This window comes from Aneurinibacillus sp. REN35, from assembly GCF_041379945.2.
Lineage (GTDB): Bacteria > Bacillota > Bacilli > Aneurinibacillales > Aneurinibacillaceae > Aneurinibacillus.
The window spans coordinates 638,076-661,466 of sequence record NZ_JBFTXJ020000001.1; the positions used below are offsets into that span (position 1 = coordinate 638,076).

23 protein-coding genes and 1 pseudogene are annotated in these 23,391 nt (G+C 42.3%); 19 read left to right on the plus strand and 5 right to left on the minus strand.

What is annotated here, in order from left to right; translation table 11 throughout:
• Positions 1 to 8: 8 nt before the first annotated feature.
• The 5 genes from sat (at position 9) to AB3351_RS03085 (ending at position 4,500) form a co-directional block, all read left to right on the plus strand.
• A complete protein-coding gene (gene sat / locus AB3351_RS03065) occupies positions 9 to 1,151 on the plus strand; it encodes a sulfate adenylyltransferase (RefSeq protein ID WP_371145643.1) in 1,143 nt (380 codons plus the stop codon).
• Positions 1,152 to 1,164: 13 nt separating this feature from the next.
• Positions 1,165 to 1,773 carry an adenylyl-sulfate kinase gene (gene cysC, locus AB3351_RS03070; RefSeq protein WP_371145644.1) on the plus strand — a complete coding sequence of 203 codons (609 nt, stop codon included), beginning with the start codon at positions 1,165 to 1,167 and terminating at the stop codon, positions 1,771 to 1,773.
• A gap of 110 nt (positions 1,774 to 1,883) precedes the next feature.
• On the plus strand, positions 1,884 to 2,180 hold the full coding sequence (locus tag AB3351_RS03075) for a hypothetical protein (protein ID WP_371145645.1): 297 nt from the start codon (positions 1,884 to 1,886) through the stop codon (positions 2,178 to 2,180).
• A gap of 80 nt (positions 2,181 to 2,260) precedes the next feature.
• Positions 2,261 to 3,121, plus strand: coding sequence for a phosphosulfolactate synthase (comA, locus tag AB3351_RS03080; protein WP_371145646.1), 861 nt, complete (start codon positions 2,261 to 2,263; stop codon positions 3,119 to 3,121).
• 113 nt (positions 3,122 to 3,234) lie between these two features.
• Positions 3,235 to 4,500 carry an MFS transporter gene (locus AB3351_RS03085; RefSeq protein ID WP_371145647.1) on the plus strand — a complete coding sequence of 422 codons (1,266 nt, stop codon included), beginning with the start codon at positions 3,235 to 3,237 and terminating at the stop codon, positions 4,498 to 4,500.
• Positions 4,501 to 4,513: 13 nt separating this feature from the next.
• Here AB3351_RS03085 and AB3351_RS03090 read toward each other — a convergent pair whose 3' ends face one another.
• Both AB3351_RS03090 and AB3351_RS03095 read right to left on the minus strand, forming a co-directional pair.
• On the minus strand, positions 4,514 to 4,981 hold the full coding sequence (locus AB3351_RS03090; protein ID WP_371145679.1) for a DUF441 domain-containing protein: 468 nt from the start codon (positions 4,979 to 4,981) through the stop codon (positions 4,514 to 4,516).
• 42 nt (positions 4,982 to 5,023) lie between these two features.
• On the minus strand, positions 5,024 to 5,740 hold the full coding sequence (locus tag AB3351_RS03095; RefSeq protein ID WP_371145648.1) for a 2-phosphosulfolactate phosphatase: 717 nt from the start codon (positions 5,738 to 5,740) through the stop codon (positions 5,024 to 5,026).
• A 210-nt stretch (positions 5,741 to 5,950) separates the two neighbouring features.
• On the opposite strand from AB3351_RS03095, the gene AB3351_RS03100 reads away from it, so the two are divergent.
• The gene (locus AB3351_RS03100; RefSeq protein ID WP_371145680.1) at positions 5,951 to 7,408 is read left to right on the plus strand and encodes a protein adenylyltransferase SelO; all 1,458 of its coding nucleotides are present in this window, start codon (positions 5,951 to 5,953) and stop codon (positions 7,406 to 7,408) included.
• 61 nt (positions 7,409 to 7,469) lie between these two features.
• Here AB3351_RS03100 and AB3351_RS03105 read toward each other — a convergent pair whose 3' ends face one another.
• Positions 7,470 to 7,688 (minus strand): hypothetical protein, encoded by a 219-nt coding sequence (locus AB3351_RS03105; RefSeq protein WP_371145649.1) that lies wholly within the window; start codon positions 7,686 to 7,688, stop codon positions 7,470 to 7,472.
• Between the two features lie 640 nt (positions 7,689 to 8,328).
• Here AB3351_RS03105 and AB3351_RS03110 point away from each other — a divergent pair.
• The 11 genes from AB3351_RS03110 to AB3351_RS03160 all read left to right on the plus strand — a co-directional run bounded on the left by AB3351_RS03110 (position 8,329) and on the right by AB3351_RS03160 (position 21,190).
• Positions 8,329 to 9,366 carry a LacI family DNA-binding transcriptional regulator gene (locus tag AB3351_RS03110; protein WP_371145650.1) on the plus strand — a complete coding sequence of 346 codons (1,038 nt, stop codon included), beginning with the start codon at positions 8,329 to 8,331 and terminating at the stop codon, positions 9,364 to 9,366.
• Complete coding sequence (locus tag AB3351_RS03115; RefSeq protein WP_371145651.1) at positions 9,363 to 9,734, plus strand: sensory rhodopsin transducer; 372 nt, start codon at positions 9,363 to 9,365, stop codon at positions 9,732 to 9,734. The genes AB3351_RS03110 and AB3351_RS03115 overlap by 4 nt, the downstream gene beginning before the upstream one ends.
• 45 nt (positions 9,735 to 9,779) lie before the next feature.
• A complete protein-coding gene (locus tag AB3351_RS03120; RefSeq protein ID WP_371145652.1) occupies positions 9,780 to 10,679 on the plus strand; it encodes a polysaccharide deacetylase family protein in 900 nt (299 codons plus the stop codon).
• 46 nt (positions 10,680 to 10,725) lie between these two features.
• On the plus strand, positions 10,726 to 11,898 hold the full coding sequence (locus AB3351_RS03125; protein WP_371145653.1) for a M24 family metallopeptidase: 1,173 nt from the start codon (positions 10,726 to 10,728) through the stop codon (positions 11,896 to 11,898).
• 246 nt (positions 11,899 to 12,144) lie between these two features.
• The gene (locus tag AB3351_RS03130; RefSeq protein WP_371145654.1) at positions 12,145 to 13,083 is read left to right on the plus strand and encodes a substrate-binding domain-containing protein; all 939 of its coding nucleotides are present in this window, start codon (positions 12,145 to 12,147) and stop codon (positions 13,081 to 13,083) included.
• Positions 13,084 to 13,146: 63 nt separating this feature from the next.
• Complete coding sequence (locus tag AB3351_RS03135) at positions 13,147 to 14,688, plus strand: sugar ABC transporter ATP-binding protein (protein ID WP_371145655.1); 1,542 nt, start codon at positions 13,147 to 13,149, stop codon at positions 14,686 to 14,688.
• Positions 14,685 to 15,686 (plus strand): ABC transporter permease, encoded by a 1,002-nt coding sequence (locus tag AB3351_RS03140; RefSeq protein ID WP_371145656.1) that lies wholly within the window; start codon positions 14,685 to 14,687, stop codon positions 15,684 to 15,686. The genes AB3351_RS03135 and AB3351_RS03140 overlap by 4 nt, the downstream gene beginning before the upstream one ends.
• Positions 15,687 to 15,704: 18 nt before the next feature.
• On the plus strand, positions 15,705 to 16,802 hold the full coding sequence (locus tag AB3351_RS03145) for a DUF4432 family protein (RefSeq protein WP_371145657.1): 1,098 nt from the start codon (positions 15,705 to 15,707) through the stop codon (positions 16,800 to 16,802).
• A 103-nt stretch (positions 16,803 to 16,905) separates the two neighbouring features.
• Positions 16,906 to 17,556, plus strand: coding sequence for a class II aldolase/adducin family protein (locus tag AB3351_RS03150; protein WP_371145658.1), 651 nt, complete (start codon positions 16,906 to 16,908; stop codon positions 17,554 to 17,556).
• Positions 17,557 to 17,584: 28 nt separating this feature from the next.
• Positions 17,585 to 19,057, plus strand: a complete 1,473-nt coding sequence (locus AB3351_RS03155; RefSeq protein ID WP_371145659.1) for a rhamnulokinase — start codon at positions 17,585 to 17,587, stop codon at positions 19,055 to 19,057.
• 63 nt (positions 19,058 to 19,120) lie between these two features.
• Positions 19,121 to 21,190, plus strand: a complete 2,070-nt coding sequence (locus tag AB3351_RS03160) for a bifunctional aldolase/short-chain dehydrogenase (RefSeq protein ID WP_371145660.1) — start codon at positions 19,121 to 19,123, stop codon at positions 21,188 to 21,190.
• 224 nt (positions 21,191 to 21,414) lie between these two features.
• On the opposite strand, the pseudogene AB3351_RS03165 reads toward AB3351_RS03160, so the two are convergent.
• Positions 21,415 to 21,630 (minus strand): annotated as a pseudogene (locus tag AB3351_RS03165) (IS30 family transposase); the annotation flags it as partial.
• Positions 21,631 to 21,786: 156 nt separating this feature from the next.
• Between AB3351_RS03165 and AB3351_RS03170 the strand changes: the two are divergent.
• Positions 21,787 to 21,870 (plus strand): hypothetical protein, encoded by an 84-nt coding sequence (locus AB3351_RS03170; protein ID WP_371145681.1) that lies wholly within the window; start codon positions 21,787 to 21,789, stop codon positions 21,868 to 21,870.
• Between the two features lie 312 nt (positions 21,871 to 22,182).
• Here the strand turns inward: AB3351_RS03170 and AB3351_RS03175 are convergent, their stop codons facing one another.
• Positions 22,183 to 22,521: a tyrosine-type recombinase/integrase gene (locus AB3351_RS03175; RefSeq protein WP_371145682.1), complete on the minus strand. Its 339-nt coding sequence runs from the start codon at positions 22,519 to 22,521 to the stop codon at positions 22,183 to 22,185.
• 59 nt (positions 22,522 to 22,580) lie between these two features.
• Here AB3351_RS03175 and AB3351_RS03180 point away from each other — a divergent pair, with 59 nt between their 5' ends.
• Positions 22,581 to 23,126: a hypothetical protein gene (locus tag AB3351_RS03180; protein WP_371145661.1), complete on the plus strand. Its 546-nt coding sequence runs from the start codon at positions 22,581 to 22,583 to the stop codon at positions 23,124 to 23,126.
• Positions 23,127 to 23,391: the final 265 nt, after the last annotated feature.

The window sequence follows — 23,391 nt, forward strand, 5'->3', positions numbered from 1 at the left end:
GGTGAAAGGTGAATCAACCACATGGTGGAGCACTGGTGAATCGGGTAGATCTTGCGTATGATTATTCCGCTATTCTAACAGAAATTGAGATGGATCGCTTTGCCTTATCGGATCTGGAACTGATTGCGATCGGAGCGTACAGCCCGCTTACCGGTTTTATGGGTGAAGATGATTATTATGGCGTCATACATGAGATGAAGCTGGGAAGCGGCTACGTATGGAGCCTCCCTATTACGCTGCCGGTTTCGGAATTTGTCGCCGATTCTCTTACAATTGGTGAGAAGGTAAAGCTTGTATATAAGGGAGACATATACGGAATATTGGAGCTGCAGGAAAAATACTTTGCCGATAAGAGAGCTGAAGCTGTCCAAGTATATGGAACAACCGATCTGAAGCATCCAGGGGTAAAGAAACTATGGGAGAGACCTGAGGTGTATCTTGCCGGTCCGATTACGCTCATACGTCGCCCGGAAAAAGGCGCATTTGCAGCGTATGATCTTGACCCTGCACAGACAAGAGCCGCGTTTGCTGCGCTTGGCTGGCGAACTGTTGTCGGGTTTCAGACACGAAATCCGGTTCATCGCGCCCATGAATACATTCAGAAGTCAGCGCTTGAAATTGTGGATGGGCTTTTCCTCAATCCGCTTGTCGGGGAAACAAAAAATGATGATATTCCGGCGCCGATTCGCATGGAAAGCTATCAGGTGCTGCTGCGGGAGTATTATCCTACGAATCGTGTGTTTCTCGCTGTATTTCCGGCGGCAATGCGCTATGCTGGACCGAGAGAAGCGATTTTCCATGCGCTCGTACGAAAAAATTACGGCTGCACTCATTTTATCGTAGGCCGCGATCATGCGGGTGTGGGCAATTACTACGGCACATACGATGCCCAGCTCATCTTTGGGAAGTTTTCTGCAGAAGAACTGGGAATTACCCCGCTATTTTTTGAACATAGCTTTTATTGCAGGAAGTGCGGCAACATGGCATCAACCAAAACATGTCCGCATGATTCGAAAGAACACGTCATTTTCTCCGGAACAAAAGTAAGAGAAATGTTGCGGGATAAAGAAGCGCCACCGCCCGAGTTCAGCCGCCCGGAAGTGGTGGAAGTATTGATCCGCGGCATGGGGATTGCAGCAGACCAACAGTAAGGGAGAGAGTGTGATGGCAGCGCATGATGCAAATATTATATGGCATCCCACCGTTATAACAAAGGGAGCGAGGCGCAGGCTTCATGGACATAAAAGTGCTGTGCTGTGGTTTACCGGCCTTTCTGGTTCAGGCAAATCCACGCTGGCTAATGCAGTGGAGAGCCGGTTATATGAAATGGGACTGCACACGTATTTATTGGATGGCGATAATATCCGTCATGGGATAAATAAAGACCTCGGTTTTAGCGAAGCGGAGCGAAAGGAAAACATTCGGAGAATTGGCGAGGTGGCGAAATTGTTTGTGGATGCGGGGAATATCGTGCTGACCGCCTTTATTTCGCCGTATGCTGCCGACAGAGAGTTAGCTCGTAGCTTGGTAGAGGACGACGAATTTATTGAGATTTATGTGAGGTGTCCGCTTGTTGAGTGTGAAAAAAGAGATCCGAAAGGGCTGTACAAAAAAGCAAGAGCAAATGAAATCCCCGCATTTACTGGGATTACTGCACCGTATGAAGAGCCGGCTGCCCCTAACATAATCATCGAAACCGATAATCAGGCCATACATGATGCTGTTGAGCGGATTGTCTGTTACTTAATAGAAAAAGAAGTAATTCCAGAATAAGAGAAAAGTTATGCAATGCGCAGCCCTTGCCGCTGCGCATTTTTTGCGGATGAAAGGAGTGAATTTGGCCAAGCTATAATAATGGAGATTAGAAGGAAGGAGTGTTCTCAGTGCTGTTTTTAAAGCCAGAATTTCAAACCAAGCAGGGGGTCATTTTAAATGTAGTAGATACAGGAGGAAAAGCTGTCGGGTATATTGCTTACATATATAAGGAAGATAAGGAACTCTATATCATGGGACAATTGGATGAGGAAGGGGAAAAACAGAATTTTGTTGATATTATCTCCCCATTTATTGATGGATTAAAGAAAGCTGTTCTCGGGGATGGCGAGAAGGAGCCGAATATATACATCCATGCAGGTGGTCAGCTTCTTACGTTGGATAAAGCGGAGGGAAACGTGGAATAAGAAGAAAAAAAGCAGAACTAGTATAGGCTGGTTTACATACGATGATTTGCAGGGACATTCGCCGATAAGGAGGAACGGCTGTGAATCATCTAGACACTGCGTATCATCCACGACTTGCTGACCCTTCGGGGGAGAGAGTGGGGATACCAAAAGATAGCGGGCTTACGATGATGATTGATAAAGGAATCGGTCTTGCTTCATTTGAGGACTTCTTACAGCTTGCCGGTCGATATGTTGACTATGTTAAGCTTGGCTTCGGTACTACCGTATTGTATCCGCTTGAAATTCTACGAAAAAAAGTTTTATTAGCAGATAAATATGGGGTCGTGCTGTATCCTGGGGGAACATTATTTGAAATTGCGTATTATCAGGGTGCGCTGCAAAACTATCTGGATTCCATGAAGAAAATAGGATTTCGCTGCTTGGAAATCTCTGATGGAACCATTGAGCTCTCCGCAGATGAGCGGTGCAGTATCATTCAGGAAGTAACTGCAAGAGGATTTATTGTTATTACGGAATGCGGGAAAAAGGCAGATGGCAGCCAGCTTAGTGTCGAAGAGTTGCAGCAGACCTTTTATGCCGATCTTGCGCACGGTGCCTCCTATGTGATTGTAGAAGGCAGGGAATCGGGAAAGGGTGTAGGGATATATGATAAGAAAGGCGAGATTGACACCGCGTTTTTAACGGCTGTAGAAAATGCGATTGCCTATGACGACAGGAAGCGTTTAATCTGGGAAGCCCCGCAAAAAAAACAGCAAATCGAACTGCTGCAATTTTTGGGACGGAATGTAAACATAGGCAATGTTCAAATTGCGGATGCGTACAATCTAGAGTGCCTGCGGAGAGGCTTACGGTTTGATACCTTTGTTTTCAGACATGAGAGCGCTGTTGTAGAAGCGGATTGTCTTCCTTCCTTCAATCAAGGGCAGATGACTTTATAAAGAAAAGAACCGCCGCATAGACTTGGCGGTTCTTTTCTCTGTATCAAAAGTGAATGCAAGGGAAAGGGTAAAATAAGGACAAACATCAGGGAGCGAAAATTGGAGGAAGAAATATGGAAACAAAACAAGGGACGTCGGCCATGATTGCCATTGCTTTTATCCCGATTGTTATGGTACTCGGAAATTCAATGCTAGTGCCTGTGCTTCCCACGATGAAGGCTAAGCTTGGTTTAACACAGTTTCAGACAAGCCTTACGATTACTGTATTCTCGCTGGCGGCAGGTATTATTATTCCGTTGGTTGGCTATTTATCTGACCGATTTGGGCGCAAGTGGATTATCGTTCCCTCGCTGATCTTATACGGGATTGGCGGGATTATTTCCGGACTGGCAGCGTGGTTAATGGAGAATTCTTATATGGTAATCTTAGGCGGACGGGTTATTCAGGGGATTGGGGCAGCGGGAACCGCTCCGATTGCTATGGCTTTAATCGGTGATTTGTATGCAGGGGCCGAGGAGAGTAAAGCGCTTGGCATTATTGAATCCTCCAATGGAATGGGAAAAATCCTCTCGCCGATAATTGGCTCCGCGATCGCTCTTATTACATGGTATGCGGTCTTTTTTACCTTTCCTGTTCTTTGTTTTGCGGTTGCCGCCTATGTATGGTTTGGCGTTAAAGAAAAGCGAAAGGGTGAAGGACAGCCGCTTAGTCAATACCTTAAAGCGGTAAAACAGATCTTAAAAAACAAAGGAAGATGGTTAATTACTTCCTTTTTTGTCGGTGCTACCGGGCTGTTTATCCTTTTTGGGGTATTGTTTTACCTGTCCGATATATTGGAGGAGACGTATAAGATCGATGGTATAGTAAAAGGAATGATTCTTGCCATCCCTCTGTTCGGAATGGTCGTTACCGCCTATAGTACCGGAGCAAAAATTAAGCAAAATAAACCGCTCATCCGCAGACTGATGATTATAGGACTCATCATCTTAAGCGCTTCAATGACAGCGGTTGCGTTTTTTAAACAAATCTATTTGATGATTGGATTTCTGACGCTTGGAAGCATCGGCATCGGTCTGCTCCTGCCCTGTTTGAATACGCTCATCACCGGAGCTGTAGAAAAAGCGGAGAGGGGCATGATTACCTCTTTGTATGGAAGTGTTCGGTTTCTTGGCGTCGCCTTTGGTCCACCCCTTTTCAGTTGGTTAATGAAAATCTCGCATAAGACCGTGTTTTTTAGTATGGCAGGGGTAAGCTTGGCCATTTTGATCTTAACATTTTTCTTCATTAAACCTGGCATGAAAAACGAGGGAGGAACAAATAAGGACCAGGGCTCCGGATCAGAAACGCTCTTTGCGAAAAGAGAAAAAGCGCCTACATAACTACCGGAGAGGGTCAGTTGAAAAATCGTAAAATAAAGGTGATCGATTTTAGCAGAATGGTCGTGATCGCAGCGGCCATTAAGGGGCCAACCGGCACCCCGCGAAAAAATACGATGCCAATGATGGAGCCTACAATAAGGCCAACAATCAGGTGCGGTTCGGCCCGTAGCATGTCGAGTCCCTTCCCATTCAAATATGTGGCAAGCGCCCCTCCAGTGAGAGCTACCACGCCCACCAGCGTAGTAAAGAGAGGAATAAGATCTTTGGCGGTGATTTTCTCGCTGGCAAACGGCACCAATACGGAAATTGTTAAAAAGAGAAGCCCGATTTCCATTCCGCGGCGTTCTACTGCCGGGAAGAAGCGCTCAAGGGAAGCCAGCTTTAGCACAAGCAGCATACTGGCTGCTGTAGCTAGTATGGGTGAGCGGCCAAGCAAACCGGTAATAATTAGGATAACAAGCACGGCTTCGCCTGAGGATATTGGCATTGACATCAAACCCCTGTCCTTTTCTTCCCTTTACTTTTATGAGAAAGCAGGCAAAAGTATTCTTTTTTCGTAATCGATCGGAACAATTTGTGAATAGTCAATGCGGCTGCACAATGACACATCTTCCGCATGCTGCCGCTTCGCGAGACGCCTACCTGTAATCGAAGTGTGCAGGCGTGCTTCCAGTTCATGGGCTATATGCAGATAGCCTGCCTCCAACAAGGCCGAAGCATCGCATGTATGCAGGGTAGGGAAATGTTTTCTGGCGATATGGATCATCAATCCGGCAGCGAGCCCGTCCTCTAGAGCGAACTCGCCACGCGTCCCGGCGCAGCACAGCACAATATCGCATTGTAGGGCAAGCGCCTTGGTGATGCAGGCGGTCGCATTCAAAAAACAGCCGACGAGAATCCGCTCCGCTTGTTTTACCTTCTGCATTGCTCTTGTGCCGTTTGTTGTGGTCAAAATAAGCTGCTTACCTGTATGCTTGGCGCGGGCGAGGTCGGCAGGCGAATTCGTATAATCAAATCCGGCGATCTTTTCACAATGCCGTTCTCCAGCCAGTATCGCAGCAGGCGAGCGCAGCGCATCCGCCTCCTCGATTGTTTCTACCGGAACCACGGAGGCAAAGCCGGAATGAAGAGCCGCTACGATGGTGCTGGATGCTCTGAGAACATCGATAACAATCGCGGTTCTGCCGAAAATAAGTTCAGGCCTAATCTGCTCCACAGTCGGTATTGTTCTAATATGCATGCCATTTCCTCCGTTCCTCTTTTTCAATCTGCTATCAGCGTATTCTGTGAATAGAGAAAAGATGAGAAGACAGTAGAGAATCTCCGGCAAGCGTTCATGAAATGCAGTTTAACGGGGCGAAAGAGTGTAAAACGTATATTCATTGTGTATATACTAGGGGAAGAAGATTCTGATGGGAGGTACATGGTGAAAGAAAATCATAAAAACGACATGAGAGAAATCGGATGGAACATAGATACCAGTTACGCACGGCTTTCGAAAAAATTCTTTACTATCCTCAATCCTAACCCGGTGCGTTCGCCGAAGCTTGCCGTTCTCAATGAACCGCTGGCGGCATCTCTTGGGTTAAACAGTCAGGCACTGCAGAGTGAAGAAGGGGTAGACGTGCTTGCCGGCAACCGGGCGCCAGAAGGGGCTTTGCTGCTTGCGCAAGCGTATGCGGGTCATCAATTCGGGCATTTTACGATGCTAGGGGATGGACGGGCTCTGCTGATTGGTGAACACATCACTCCTTTAGGAGAACGGTTTGATATTCAGCTTAAAGGGTCCGGTCGCACTCCGTATTCCCGCGGAGGTGATGGTCGAGCGGCGCTTGGTCCGATGCTGCGCGAATACATCATCAGCGAAGCGATGCACGCGCTCGGTATCCCTACCACCCGTAGCTTGGCTGTAGTGACAACCGGTGAGTCTGTCATTCGTGAAACCGACCTGCCCGGTGCTATTCTGACCCGCGTGGCAGCGAGCCACCTGCGCGTCGGCACCTTTCAGTACGCGGCACAATGGGGTACAGCCGAGGAACTGAAGGCTCTGGCGGACTATGCGCTGCAGCGGCATTTTCCAGAAGCTGAGACCGATGAGCAGCCATATCTTTCCCTGCTTCAGGAAGTGATTAAGCGTCAGGCCGCACTTATTGCCAAATGGCAGTTGGTCGGCTTTATCCACGGGGTGATGAACACCGACAACATGACCATTAGTGGAGAGACCATTGATTACGGCCCCTGCGCCTTTATGGATGTGTATGACCCGGCAACCGTCTTCAGCTCCATTGATACGTATGGCCGCTACGCCTACGGCAATCAGCCGCGGATTGCTGCCTGGAATCTCGCGCGCTTTGCCGAAGCCTTACTGCCCCTGCTGCACGACAATGAGGAGGAAGCGATCAAGCTGGCGGAGGCCGCCCTTTCGAAATTTGCTCAGCTGTACCGCCACCATTGGCTTGCGGGCATGCGGACGAAGTTGGGCATATATCAGGAGGAAGCGCAGGATGAGTCCCTTATAGACGATCTTCTCAGCCTGATGCAGAAGCACCGTGCGGACTATACGAATACCTTCCGCGCTTTAACGCTGGGTACACAGGAAGATGGGGGACTGTTTGAGACGTCAGAATTTGCCCGGTGGCATGAACGGTGGCAGACAAGACTTGATAGCCAGCAGGAATCGAAAGACTCCGCCCAGCAACTCATGCGCAGCAGCAATCCTGCGCTCATTCCTCGCAACCACCGGGTGGAAGCCGCGCTAGAAGCGGCGGTGAATCAGGGCGATTACAGTGTAATGGAGCAGCTTCTTGCGGCTCTTTCTCATCCGTACGCATATTCTCCTGAACAGGCAGAGTACGCTGCGCCGCCTGCGCCATCCAACCGGCCATACCGGACCTTCTGCGGCACGTAAGATAAATACGAGGTACAGAAAAAGGCATACCTCAGCGGAGGTATGCCTTTCATAATGAAGCCTATTTATATTTTCTTTCGCTAGAGGAGGTATCTTTTGTATGATGCTTCCTTTTCTCATCACGTAAATTATCTTTTAAGTCCTCCATAGGAATCGGATCGACATTTCGTTCGCTTTCATACATATCAAATAGACTTTCGTTTTCTGTTTTATACTGCTCCGGATGATCCCTCAATCCTTGTTTTAGTTTTTTGGAAGGTTGCTTATTCGGTTTCTCCATGCTCATCACCCCTGTTTTTTTATTTATTATATTGTTTATACCCTTTTTTTGAACGTTCTAAAACTACGGAGGGTTTGCTTGGAGGAGGAGAGAGATAGGCCAAAAACTTACCCGAACGAATGTTAAAGGAAAAACAAAACATTGAAATGACAAATAGAATATGATTCATAACGAAATAGTGTTGAAAGAGCAATTTGATGTTTCACTTATATTTTTAAAGCTCAGGGGTTTCAGTAGTATTGGACTGATTAGCGCCTGTGTTGCTGTATCGGTGGAATTAGCTTTGCGGGGCTTTTGGCTCCTCATATTGCAAAGCACCTTGTAGGCATACGCCATAACCAAATGGTAAGCCACTAGGATGTTGCTTGTTATCGTTTCAGAGTTTTTTGCATTAAAAATCAAGTATTATTATTTAAATAATAAAAATATACAGAAAATTTATTGACAATTTTTAAACACGGTAATAGAATTAATTTTGAGATAACGTTTGCTCAAAATTAAGTTGAATGGAGCAGTATTTTACTATACAAGTTTACAAATTTGTTGAAATTAGGTTCTAAATATGGGCTGTTTATAATAAAAATCTGTAAATGAACAGGATTTTATTGCGAAAACGTTTGCTCAAAAGCAGGAGGATTATATGACAGTTCAACTAAAGGATATTGCAAATTATTTAAATGTTTCGGTATCAACTGTATCAAGGGTTGTCAACGGGAAAGGAAGGGTTAGCAAAGAAACACAGGAATTAATATTAAAAACGATTAAAGAGATGGGGTATCAACCGAATGAAGTTGCAAGAAGTCTTAAAAGAAAGAAATCCAATACTTTAGGTGTAATTGTTCCAGATCTTACAAATAACTTCTATGCAACCGTTATTAAGGGTATTGAAAAAACTGCAATGGAAAATGGATTTACCGTTATTGTTTGTAACAGTGATGAAGATATCGAAAAAGAAGAAGAATATGTAAAGTTATTACTGCAAAAGCAGATTTCCGGTCTTGTCATTGCAACAGTAGGTGGTAATCCCGACTTGTTTACTCAATATAAAGACTCTGGGATACCTGTGGTTTTTGTTGATAACCTTCCTGATACCAGTGAAAACTTTGATGTCGTAACGATTGATAATATGAGGGCAGCTTATGATCTGGTTCATCATCTGATTGAGAAGGGTCATGAAGAAATCGCTATGATTACCGGACCTCAGAATCAGTCTACTGCCGTTGAACGCTTTGAAGGATTTAAAAAATGTATGTCTGATTATAACCTGCTGTTAAATGAGAACTTGCTAGGCATCGGCACATTCAAATTTGATAGCGGTTACAACATTATGCGTGATTGGTTAGAAAACGGGCAACGTCCCACAGCTTTATTTGCTGCCAATAACTTTCTCTTATATGGAGCTATAAAGGCAATGACAGAAAAGGGATTAAACATACCGGAGGATATAGCGGTTGTTTGTTTCGATGCAAACGATGTTACCGGGCTTTTAAAACCACAAATAACATCTATCATCCAGCCAGCCTTTAAAATAGGATCGATAGCTGCTGAGATCATTCTTAGAAAGGAAAAATATGAGGATGTAAAAATCTTTGAGAAAGTGGTTCTAGAGCCAGAATTAATCATCAATGAATCCACTAATAAAATCTTTATTAACACAAGGAAGGAGGAGAGAGTATGAGTGAAATTCACGGGAAGTTGCATTGGATATTCCCGGATGGGGAATTACCTCCGCCGGGAGATTCAGAGTTGAAAGGCCATGAATCCATTATCGTTTTAAATATGAGTAAGACACCTGCGACCGTTGAAGTGACATTATTTTTTACAGACCGTGAACCTGTCTGCGCAAAATTAGAGAGTGTGGATGGGGAGAGGGTACGGTGCTTTAGGATGGATAACCCTGCCGATATTGGAGGGAACGTTATCCCAAAGGAAACCCAATATGCCATTAAACTTGAGAGTGATGTTCCAATCATCGCTCAATATGGAAGATTGGATACTAGACAAGTCAATATGGCTTTTTACACTACCATGGGATTTTCTTTTTAATTAGGGTGACAAACAAATGAAATTTTTATAAAAGGAGGGGACCGAATGGCAAACACAAAAGACAATATTAAAGTAGTTTTCGGATTTGATATGGAAACGGATGTTGGAAGTTTCACACCCTATTATGAGGGGTTAAAGAATGCGACCCCAAGATTGCTGGAGTTATTTGATAAAAAGGATATAAAAGGTACATTTTTTTTCACAGGTGATGCTGCCAGAAAACATCCCAGTATTGTAGAACTTGTTAAACAAAGTGGCAATGAAGTAGGCTGTCATTCCTTGCTGCATGAAACTGTCGGGGATGAGTTATTCCCGATTCCATTGGAAAAATCCCTTCTTCCACATGAAGTTCCTATGAGAATTAAGCTGGCAACAGAGTGGGTGGCTGAAGTACTAGGTGACTCTCCCGTCTCTTTTAGAAGTCCAAGGCTTTGGGGGTCAACCGCCGTGTTAAATGCGCTCGAAGAATTAAATTACGTTGCAGATGCATCGTACCCAATGTATTTCTATCGGGAAAGATTTGTCCCCTATCACCCAAATCAAAAAGATTGGACAAAGGAAGGTGATATGAAGATTTTAGAGATTCCAAACTTTGCTGATATGGAAATGGTAAGCAACGACCCTGGGCTTGAGCGCGACAGGGATCAATGGCCTTTGTTTAGAACAAAAGGTTCTGATTTTCTTATGGATAAAATTAACAAGTTTATTCGCTTTTTAAGAAACAAGGAACTGCCGGTTGTTCTGTGTTTTTACTTCCACCCTTGGGAGTTTGTTCCGCTAAAGCAATCCTTTTATTTTGGTGAGTGCACAGTGACTCCTGATCATTTTCTTACGGATGGCTGTGGTGAAAAGGCAATGACTGAATTTTCTATTCTTATTGATAGACTAAAAGACTTAGGTGCAGAGTTTGTTAGTGCGGAGGACCTTGCCCGTAATTGGGGCTAATCAAGCCGGAAGAAAGTTATTTATTAAAAATATGAGGAGTGATGACATGCAAAACAGAATGTATATCCCTGATTATGAATATAAGGAAAGAATCCACAGAGCTGCTACATTAACAGCTGAGAACAATCTAGATATATTAATTGTCAATTCAAATGAAGCAGATTACGCCAATGTTAGATATTTTAGTGGCTTTTGGCCGCTGTTTGAACGAGCAGGCGTAGCCATTGCTCCCTCAGGTCAAGCTGCATTAATGGTTGGTCCTGAAAGTGATATTTATGCATCAGACTTTGGAAAGATTGATAATATCTATGTTTTGATGGAATATAGAGAATCCGCAAACCCAAGTTATCCTGAAATCAAACCTAACACCTATCGTGATGTTTTTAAAGGATTAGGAGTATCCGGACAAAAACTTAGAATTGGTGTAGCCAGTTTTCTCGATACCAACATTGTCATGATGGAAGGGTTAAAACAATGCTTTCCTGAAGCAGAAATTGTAAAAGCAGACCATATTATGGTTGAATTGAGAAAAATTAAATCCGAAAATGAAATTTTATGTATGAAAGAAGGATTTAGAATAACAGAACTTGCCATAAATGAAGTCATCAAGAGCATAAAGCCGGGAATGACAGAATTACAAATGGTGGGCATTGCTCAAAGAGTCATTTATGAAAATGGTGCTGAATATGAGGGTCTTCCGATGTACATATTTAGCGAGAAGTCTACCAGTCATGCTATTTCACGATCTTCACATCGAGTTATTAATAAAGGGGATATTGTTCAACTAAATCTTTCAGCAAAGGTTGATGGTTATTCTCCTAGTATTGGAATGCCGGTTAGTCTCGGAAAGCTGACAGAAGAGCGGCGGACTATCATCGAATTTGGCCTCAAGGCACATGAATGGACACAAAATAATCTAAAGGTTGGGATAGTAGCCAGCGACATCGCCAAAGGGTTTTATCAATTTTTTAAAGATAATGGATTTGAGAAGAACTACTTATATGGACCATGTCATGGAACAGGTCTAATAGAAGTGGAAGCACCATGGATGGAAACTTCTTCAGATTATGTACTAGAACCCAATATGACATTCCAAATCGATACTTTTATGAAAACTGAAACCTTCGGTATTCGTTGGGAAAAAGGTATTGTGATTAAACCAGATGGTTGTGAAGCCTTGTGTAATCCAATCGGAAACATTCATGAACTTGATTTTTAGAAGAAAGAATAATTACTACGAATAACAAAACAGCGAGTTCATCACAAAGTATAATCCTTCCCTTGTTTTAAACCACCACGAAACCCATTTTATCCAACGAAATAAACGGTAATTTCTAACTCTAGGATGGAAAGGAGGTAAGTGATAAGAAATATCCGAAGTTTTTTCTTAATATTCCGAACATTATTTTGCAGAGGGTTATTAAACGTGACTAGTAGTGACACTTAAATAGGGGAGGATTTATATATGAAAAATAAATTATTTATTGCCGGTATTGTGTTAGTCTTCGGTACTTTATTAGCTGCTTGCGGAGATAGTGAAACATCTGGCTCTGGTGATAAAAAAACGAAACTAGGTGTAACAGTTATTACAGCCCAGCATGCTTTTTATGTAGATGTCATTAATGGAATGAAAGAAGAAGCAAAGGCAAAAGGTGTTGACATTATGGTGTCCGATCCAAATAGTGACTTAGCTAAACAAACCAATCAAATCAAAGACTTTATTGAGCAAAAAGTGAATGGAATGATTGTGTATGGCGTAGACCCTAAAGCGGTTGTGCCAAGTGTTGAAGAAGCTGTAAATGCAAAAATTCCAGTTGTAACAGCAGATATGAAGCTAGAGACCGATAAAGTGGCAACCTTTATCGGTACAGATAATAAAGCAGCAGGTAAAATGGCCGGTGATTATGCAGCCAAATACATTAAAGAGAAATTTGACGGGAAAGCCAATGTTGGCATTCTTGTTTGGGAGAGTTCAGTAGCTCAAAAAGATCGTGCGAAAGGATTTATTGAGGGTGTTAGTTCTTTATCAGGTGTTAAGGTTGTATCTACTTTGCCAGGAAATGACCAGGATACCAGCTTGAAATCGACTCAAAATATGCTCCAAGCTAACCCGGACTTAGATGTTATTTTTACAACGAATGAAGGCGGTGCTTTAGGCGCTGTAAATGCATTGCAGATTGTCGGAAATAAAAATGTAAAAATTATTGGATTTGATATCACGGATCAATTAAGCAAGGCAATCGAAGACGAGGCTGTTTTAGCTACCATTGCCCAGCAGCCGAAACTAATGGGTAAAATGGCTGTTGACTCCGCTTTAGATGCCATCGATGGCAAGAAGCTGGATCCGATCACTCCGTTGCCGGTACAGCTTGTAACGAAAGACAATGTAAAAGACTTTAAATAATAAGAAGAGAGAGGCTCGTATTGAAAAATTTGATATGAGCCTATCCTTTAAGGGGGGAATAATATGGAAAATGGGCCGGCTTTAGAAGCTCTAGGCATTACGAAAAGCTTCTACGGGAACAAAGTTCTCGACAAGGTGAATTTTACTGTAAAAAAGGGTGAAGTTCATGCCCTTCTGGGGCATAATGGGGCTGGAAAGTCTACATTAATCAAAATATTGTTAGGGGTTTACCAATTTGATGAAGGCACTATAAAAGTAAAAGGCAGTGCAGTAGAAATTAGCAACCCTCAGCTAGCAAGGGAGAATGGGCTGAGTGTTGTACATCAGGAATTAAATTTATTTCCTGATCTCTCGGTTGCTGAAAATATGTTTTTAACTAGAGAATTTACAAAAGGTACATCCAAAAATATAATATCGGCCTCCAGCTGGCTTCAAACCATTGATAAAAAAAGAATGCTGGCCGAGTGCGAAAAGCATCTCAAGCGTGTTGGGGTCTTTGTCGACCCTCGAGAATTAATCAGAAACTTAAGTATGGGGCAAAGACAATTGGTTGAGATTGCAAAAGGCTTATCAGAAAACGCCAACATTTTAGTCCTAGACGAACCAACTTCAAGCCTTTCTGTTCACGAGTCGAAAATTCTTTTCAAGATTATCCGCCAGCTTGCCCTTGAGGGAGTAAGTATCATATTCATCTCTCATAGGATGGAAGAAATATTTGATGTATGTGATCAAATAACCGTCTTACGGAACGGCAGATTAATAGATAGTATAGCAGTCAGCGATACCAATACGGAACAAGTTATTGAATTAATGATGGGAAAGAATGTAGAGAATCTATATGCAGAAAATTTATATGCAGAAAATCTGAACCTGAGAAGAAGGGAGAAGGAAACGGTGTTAAAAATCGAAAACCTTACTTCAGATGGGGCCTTTGAGGATGTAAATTTAGAAGTTAATCGGGGAGAAATCCTTGGTTTAGCTGGGCTTGTCGGAGCAGGGAGGACCGAGGTGTTAGAAGCTATTTTTGGAATAAGAAAGATCACAGAGGGAAAAATATTGTACTTAGGGAAAAATATAAAGTTTAAAGAACCCAGTCAAGCTGTTAAGAATTCTATTGGTTTTGTCACTGAGGATCGAAAAGATCAAGGGCTATTTCTAAAAATGGATGTTGGAAAAAATATTAGTATGGTTATCCTAGATAAATTAAAAAAATTAGGCAGCATTGATTTTAAAAAAGAAAAGGAAGCCATTGATTTTAATATAGAAAGATTAAAAATTAAAACCACCGGAGCGGCTCAGCCGATTACGGAACTCAGCGGCGGAAACCAGCAAAAAGTAGTCATTGCCAAATGGCTAGCTAGAGGAATTGATTTATTATTGCTGGATGAACCTACAAGAGGTGTTGATGTGAACTCAAAGTCTGAGATTTATAGATTAATTAAGGAATTCGCTGCAGCAGGAGGAACCGTGATTATGGTTTCTTCAGAACTAAGTGAAGTGTTAGGAGTTTCTGATAGGATTATTACCTTTAACAAAGGAAAGGTTACGGGTGAAATTCTACCGAAAGATGCTACAGAGAATAAAATAATGGGGATGATCGTATGAGTGAAAAAGTGATAGACAAAACGGTTGAAGTTCAAAATTTTGATTCGGATATAAAAAGTAAATCTGCAAGGAATATTAAAGCAATCTTATTAAAAAACGACACTGTCATTGCTTTGGTTGGAATATGCTTAATATTATCTTTAAGTTCCGATTACTTTCTTACTTTCAGTAATTTCACTAATGTCTTGCAGCAGGTGTCTCTGATAGGAATTATAGCTGTAGGGATGACATTTGTCATTTGCTCCGCAGAAATTGACCTTTCCGTTGGTTCTGTTGTTGCCTTAACAGGTTCACTCGTGGGGGTATTATCTTCAACCTATAACGTTCCTATTTTCCTCTCTGTGATTATTGGTCTTTTGGCAGGATTACTCGTAGGTTTTTTAATGGGTACTCTTTCAATTAAGTTAATCATTCCTTCTTTTATTGTAACCCTTGCCTCGATGATGTCGGTTCGGGGGATTGCGTTTCTTGTCACAGGGGGATACCCTGCACCGATTAATTCCGATTTTTTGCAGCTTATTGGTCAAGGAAAAACATTAGGGATACCTAATTCATCTATTCTATTTTTCCTAGTGGTCTTAATAGGATATCACTTTTTGGAAAGAAGCAGATTTGGACGATACGTATTAGCAGTTGGAGGAAATAAAGAATCGGCCAAAGTATCAGGAATACCGGTAACCAAGATTCGTCTGACTGTTTTCTCAATTAGTGGTTTATTGGCCGGTCTAAGCGGTGTGTTATTAGCAGGGCAATTTGGGTCAGGTTCCCCTAATGCCGGTAATATGTATGAATTAGATGCGATTGCAGCTGTAGTTCTTGGTGGTGCTAATTTATACGGAGGTAAAGGCCGTATCATTGGAACGGTTATGGGGGTCTTAATTATTGGTGTCATTAATAATGGTTTAAACCTTCTTAATGTATCTCCGTATTACCAAATGGTCGTTAAGGGATTGGTTATTTTGATGGCATTAGGTTTGAATAAATTTAAACAAAACTAGTTTTTTAGAGGTGGATAAATGAATTTTACATCCCGAATAACGCTAAAACCTCAATATTTTAAAGAAAAAGAGACCACTTTTGCAGAAACGGAAGATATGCATGTATCATTATTTCGCTATAACTCTGGAGTTTGTGGACTCCGCCTGTCCAATCTGAATGGAAGTCTAATTTTACTTCCTTTTCAAGGGCAGCAAATATGGTCAGCAACATTTGATAATCGCTCATTAAAAATGAGTTCGATCTTTGATGAGCCCGCTCCTACACAGGAATATTTGAAGAACTATGGTGGATTTTTCATTCATTGCGGATTAACAGGAATAGGAAATCCTGCGCCGGATGATCCTCACCCTTTACATGGTGAACTTCCTAATGCTCCTTATAAGGAAGCTTGTTTAAAAATAGGAACGGACAAAATAGGGAATTATATGGAGCTCAAAGGAAGCTATGATTATAAACGTGCATTTTCGTATAATTATATAGCTCAACCCAGTGTAAGACTCTACGCCAATGCAACAACAGTTCAAATTAGTATGGAAATAAGTAATTTGTCATCCAAACCATTAGAATACATGTACTTAGCTCATATCAATTTTTCATTGGTTGAAAACAGCGCCATCTTTACAACGGCAAATGAGAGGGCTGATGATGTGACCATAAGGAAGCAGGTTATAAGCGAATTCGAGGCAAATGAACCATATCGACGATTTTTTCAGAAGGTTTCCGAAAATCCTGCCATCCTTAATAATATAACTCCTGAGCTAATACTAGATCCAGAACTGGTTGCCTTCTATACTTACAAATCGGACGAAATGGGCTGGGCTCACAGCCTTCAATGTCATCCAGATGGATATGCCAGTTATGTTAAGCACCGGCCGTCCGAGTTGGAGCATGTCACTCGTTGGATGGTTAGAACAGAAGACGAACAAGCTCTTGGCTTGGCTTTGCCCGCAACAGCTCAACCCGAGGGTTATGCGGCAGAAAAAAAGAAGAACAACATAAAAATTCTTCCTCCAAAAGGGAAAATTGGATTTGCTATGGAAGCGGGCATTACCAGGCCAGAGCAGACATCGGTGATTAGAGAGAAGATTAGGCAGGTAAAAAATTCGGAAATTTGAAAGAATTATGAAGAACGTCTAGTTTTGTCAAACTCACTCTGGCTGAGGATGTATAAAAACACGTAAAGGAATTATGGTTTGAAAAAAAATGAGGTGATTAAACTTGTCAAAAGTATTAAAGGATTTAAGGCTATATGCGGACAAAATTGTAAAAACGGGTCTTGTTGTCGGCGCAGGCGGCAACCTGAGCATGAGAGACGGAAATATCATGTACATCTCCCCCAGTGGTTTCGACCTCCAGGAAATAGAAGACGACCAGTGGGCGCGAGTAAATATAGAGACAGGGGACGTGTTGGATGATTTAAAACCATCTTCTGAAGTTCTCATGCATCTGGAATGTTTCCGTAAACGTTCTGACATTACAGCTGTTCTTCATGCACATCCAAGCTACTCAGTAGGCGTATCTTCGGCCGGTCATACCATCCCAAGCATGTTTCCTGATTTCCCGGCTATGATCAGAAACATTTCGTACCTAGATTATTTAATTCCGACTACAGAAGTGCTGGCTAATGCAGTTGCCGAGGTTATTACTGAAACAGACGTGATCGTCATGAGGAATCATGGTGTGTTAACGGTCGGGAAAACAATAAAGGAAGCCTTCTTCTTTATGCAGATCATCGAAGAAGCAGCAAAGGTCTTTACAATTTCATCAACGGTTGGTGTTCCGAGAATCCTGACAGAACAGGAGTGCCAGGATTTGCGGGATCTGTCATCGGAAAAATACAGACAGAAGCTTCTAAAGGATTCTAAATAGCTTAAAGTCAATATAAGGAGGAGGATGGATGAAAAAAGTATGGGCTTTTGATCTTGGTGCCTCAAACGGCCGCTTGATGGTTAGCGGTTTTAATGGAAAAAGCCTTTATATGGAAGAGGTTCATCGTTTTCCTAATCAGCCTATCCACCTGACTGGCCGCTATTACTGGGATATTATCAGAATTTTTCAGGAAATGAAAAATGGTATGGCCAAAAGCAGTCTAAAAGGACATGGTGCGATTGAAAGTCTGTCAATTGACACCTGGGGAGTTGATTTTGGACTTCTGTCATCTACGGGGGAACTTCTTGGAAATCCTTATTCATATCGAGATCCGCAGACAGAAGATAGTTTAAAAGAGATGTATGGTCAAATATCAAGAGAAGAGCTATTTGAGCGGACGGGTATAGAGCCAGCAGCCATCAATACAATTTGCCAGCTGGTTGCTATTAAAAAAAGAAATCCTGATCTATTGGAAAAGGCAGAGACTCTGTTGCTGACTCCCAATCTGATAAGCTATTTCCTTTCGGGTGTAAAGGCAAACGAGTTTACAATCAGCACAACTTCTTCGCTATATAATTTTAAAAAGAAAAGCTGGGACTATACCCTTATGGACAAACTGAATCTTCCGTCAGGTATAATGGCTGACATTGTTCAACCCGGAACGATAATTGGCCCTTCCCTTGATTGTGTCAATCGTGAAGTCGGGGTGGATTCCGTTCAGGTTATTGCAGGTACTGGACATGATACGGCATGCGCCCTTGCGGCTCTCCCAATCAACTCGGACAATGCAGCATTTGTGAGCTGCGGCACCTGGATTTTAATGGGTGTCCAGGTAAAAGCGCCTGTTGTTAACCAACAGGCGCTTGAGTGGGGATTTACAAATGAGGGAACAGCAGACGGTGAATATCGCCTTCTAAAAAATATAATGGGCTTGTGGCTTATCCAAAAGTGCCGATCTGTTTGGGAAAAAGAAGGAAAGAGAATTACATATAAAGATGAAGCACGTTTGACTAGGGATGCTAAACCATTTCGAAGAATGATTGATCCAGATGAACCTGAGTTTTTCAATCCTGAAGATATGGCAGAGGCAATAAGGAAGTATTGCATCAAGACGAATCAGCAGCCACCCGAAACAGTGGGGGATTATCTGCGCTGCATTCTTGAAAGCCTTTCACTCAAATACAGATGGGTCCTAGAGAAAATTGAAACTCTGACAGAAAGACGGCTAGAGGTTATCCATATGGGCGGAGGAGGAATACAGAATGAATTCCTGTGCCAGTTCACCGCAAGTGCCACAAACCGGATCGTCATTTCCGGACCGGTAGAAGCCAGTTCCATAGGAAATTCGTTATCGCAATGGATTGCTCTTGGCGAGATAAAAGACATAAAAGAAGGGCGCGAAATTGTGGGGCAATCCTTTCCTGTAAAAGTCTATGAACCTCAGAATCAATCAGAATGGCAGGAAGCATATGGCCGCTTCATCCAGTTACTCAATAAATAATTCAGAATAAACAGAAATATTTTTATGAAAGTGACCTAAATAAATATAAACGGAGGTTGTTGAATGGTACAAAATCTTTGGAATCAAGAAGAAGCTTCAAAAGTATCAAAAGGGATAGGAGAACTCGTTTACCGCTCCAACCTGATAGGATCGGACCGCGCTGTATGCAACTGGGGCGGCGGTAATACTTCGTTGAAAACGTTTCAGAAAGATTTCCGCGGACGTGATATTGAAGTAATGTGGGTAAAAGGAAGCGGCTCCGACCTAGCTACAATGAAGGCGTATAATTTCACAGGGTTAAGATTAGAAGACATCCGCCCATTAATAGAACAGGATGAAATGTCGGATGAAGAAATGGTTGCTTATCTTTCACATTGCATGATTGACAGCAAACATCCAAGGGCATCTATCGAAACATTGCTGCATGCTTTCCTTCCATTTAAGCATGTAGACCACACACATCCGGATGCAATTATCAGCATTTGCTGCGCAGATAACGGCAAGCAGGTGGCGGAAGAAATCTTTGGAGACCGTTTCGTTTGGGTGCCATATGTCCGCCCTGGTTTTACCCTTTCCAAAATGATTGCAGAAGGCGTGCGAAACAACCCGAACGCCGAGCTTGTATTAATGGAAAAACACGGACTTGTTACCTGGGGAGAAACAGCAGAAGAGTCCTACGCAAAAACAATTGATATCATCAATGAAGCAGAACGATACATCAATGAAAGAGTGAATGAAGAAACTGTATTTGGCGGTCAAAAATACGAATCTCTTACAGAAGAGGAAGCAACCGATCTTTTAGCTAAAGTTATGCCGGTGATTCGCGGAGCTGTGAGCAGCGACAAGAAAATGCTCCTGACTTATGACCGCGGCGAAGATATGCTTCAATTTGTAAACAGCCGTGATGCTGAAGAACTTTCACAAGTCGGTGCTGCGTGCCCGGATCACTTGGTACATACCAAAAGGGTGCCGCTTTTCATTAACTGGGATCCGCAGACAAAGGATGTAGAGGCGTTAGTTGCCAGTGTAAAAAAAGGCATTACCAAGTTTAAAGAAGAGTATACAGAATACTTCAAGCGCAACAAAAATGAAGGAGACAAAATGTCAGAGCCGGCGCCACGTGTTATCCTAATTCCGGGTGTAGGCATGATCAATACCGGAAAAGACATCTCGAATTCACGGATAAGCGGCGCTTTATACGATCGTGCCATTGCTGTTATGAAGGGTGCTACTACTCTGGGAAACTTTGTTTCTTTAAGCGAAAACGAATCCTACAATGTTGAATACTGGCCGCTTGAACTTTACAAATTATCTCTTGCTCCAGCGGAAGCAGAATTCTCAAGAAAAGTGGCCTTTATTACCGGCGGTGCTGGCGGTATCGGAAGTGAAACAGCTCGCCGTCTGGTATCGGAAGGGGCACACGTTGTTCTTGCGGACCTGAATCTCGAAGGAGCAGAGAAGGTTGCAGCAGAAATTAATGAAACATTTGGTGCGGACCGTGCACTGGCCATAAAAATGGACGTTACTAGCGAGGAGCAGGTTCAGGCTGCATATGATCAGACAGCCTTAACCTTCGGGGGAGTTGATATCATTATAAATAACGCAGGCCTTGCCACTTCAAGCCCATTTGATGAAACAACTCTCAAGGAATGGAACCTAAACATGAATGTACTTGGAACAGGCTACTTCCTTGTTGCTCGGGAAGCATTCAAGCAAATGAAGCAGCAGGGCATCGGAGGTAACATGGTATTTATTGGTTCCAAGAACTCTGTTTATGCAGGTAAAAATGCTGCTGCCTACAGCTCTGTTAAAGCAATGGAAACCCATCTTGCCCGGTGTATTGCTGCAGAGGGTGGGGAGTTTGGTATCCGTGTCAACTCCGTTCTTCCGGATGCCATCCTTCAAGGATCAGCCATATGGGACTCAAGATGGCGTGAAGAGCGTGCTGCTGCGTACGGAATTCATCCTGACCAACTGGAAGGGCATTACCGCAAGCGTACAACATTGCTGGTAAACATCTATCCAGCCGATATTGCAGAAGCCATTGCATTTTTCGCCTCTTCCAAATCTGAGAAAACAACCGGCTGTATGCTAACTGTTGACGGCGGTGTGCCAGCTGCGTTTACACGATAACAAAGAAGAAGGCGTATCTGCTCAATTTAACTCTGATGGAGGGATTAAAATATATCGAGGAACATGATCAGACAGCATCATTGTTTGAATTAGCGGAAAAGCACATGGATTAACATAGCGAAGAGTCTTTAAAACCTGTTAGAGAATAAAACAACCCTAGAAAGTGGAATCTGGGGTTGTTTTTTGTCAAGGTGGAAGAAGATTGTTTTTGTATTGACGGTTTGTCAAGCTAAGTGCGACACGTCGTCCATGAAGGCTTTGTAAGCTGACCTCCAATCAAGACATTTCCGTGGGCGGTTGTTGATCAAACGGATTGCTTTGGCGAGTTGCTCATCGGAAACGGAAGTAAAGTCATGTCCTTTGGGAAAGAACTCTCGAAGGAGCCCGTTTGCGTTCTCGTTGGAGCCTCTTTGCCAAGAGGAATAGGGATCGGCGAAATAGACCTTTACGTCATGCGTAGCTTCCAGTTTCGCATAGCAAGCAGCGATCAGTTGTGGCTGTCTGGCAGGCTGCTTGCGGGTAGTGGCTGGCCATGACACCGAAGGCGACCTCCATCGAGTGAGCCGTTCGAGAAAGCCCGCTCAGAAGGCAAACTGATATTTTTATTCATTGGTTATAGTACATCCCATTGGTGCATGTCTATAAATACAACTAAGGATTCTAGAAATCGTCATTGTTAGACTTTTTTTATGAGGAGGTTAAAAAACTAATATAAGGATCCACAGGTAATAACTACTCAGTATCTGTTTTAAAACTGTCTCAGAAAGAGCTACTAAATCTTCCAAGCAGTTTGTGTAGAGCGGGTTAAGTAATTTACGTTAACTTCCATTTAAAATGTTACAAAGTGAAGGAAACATGGGCGGCATGATGATGTAATCGTTCCCCTTGAAAGAGCATCAAATCTTGAATTATCAGGGTTTGATGCTCTTTTATTTTTGGAAAAAAGTCAAAAACTCATAAATGATTTTTTACATTGAAGGGAACGGGAATTTTTATAATAGTCCACTTATTAATCGGCTAAACTTTTCGGCAGCATTTTCCTCCAAATTTTTGGTCATATGTGCGTAGATGTTCATGGTTGTACTGTAGTCGGAATGACCAAGACGTAATTGAATTTCTTTTACGCCAACACCCGCTTCTATTAATAAAGAGGTATGTGTATGCCGAAAGCCGTGTAGAGTAATTTTCTTATCAATATTTATCTTTCGGAGTAAACGGAATAATCGAATCTCAACCAATTTCCTTAATGTTGGATATCTGTCTTCAGGTGCAAATATAAATTGTTCGTTGCGGTACTCACCTTTATATTCTAAGAGGGGATACACCTTCATTTTGAAACGATCGTTAATGGCAAGAAGATAGATCCAAAACAATTCGTAGAAGGGTCATCATGAACAAGAGATATCTTCCAATTATTTTATTTGCTCTGTTAGGTAGTTCAGTGGTGAGTAGCTTTGCATTCTATGATTTGTGGACGCAAGAAAAAGGTAAAGTAATTGAATTGAAAAAAGAATTGAAAAAGGCTAACAAGCAAATTGAAGCATTGAACAGCAATCATGAGCAAGAAATTAACAAAGTTGCGTCTGATTTTGTAGAGAGACTGTTCACATATGATCCGCATGTCTATGAGAATGGTAAGGAAGCAGCAATTGAAATGACGAGTGGTGAAGCAAGTGAAAAGCTGACATCACAACAGGTAGAAAATCAATATGGAGAATTTGGAGTGCATGATAAATCTGTGACTTCCTTTGTGAGTATAACAGATTCTGTTTACAACAAGACGGGGGATGATACTGCTGAGGTTATAGTTCAATTTGAACAGGAACTCGTCGTTAATAGGATTAGAAGTGAGTCACTGAGTAAAATTAAATTGTATTTGATATACGTTGGTGATGAATGGAAAGTAGCCAACTATAAGACGATGCAGGTTATATAGTGTGAATTAAGTTAGAAGCTCATCAAAAACGGTGGGCTCCTTTTATTGAAAAAGCAGTTATATATATGTATTGTCGTAAATCCTTTATGGAAAGAAAAAGATAGATAACTATTGTTTTGCATTGTAAAACCTTTTACATAAAAACGGAAATAACGAAATTCCAAATAATTGATTTGAAAAGTATAATTGATATAAACACATATTATGATCCACGAGTGTTGATTAGCCAAAAAAAGTAAATAAAAAACGAAAAAGAGGCGCCTTT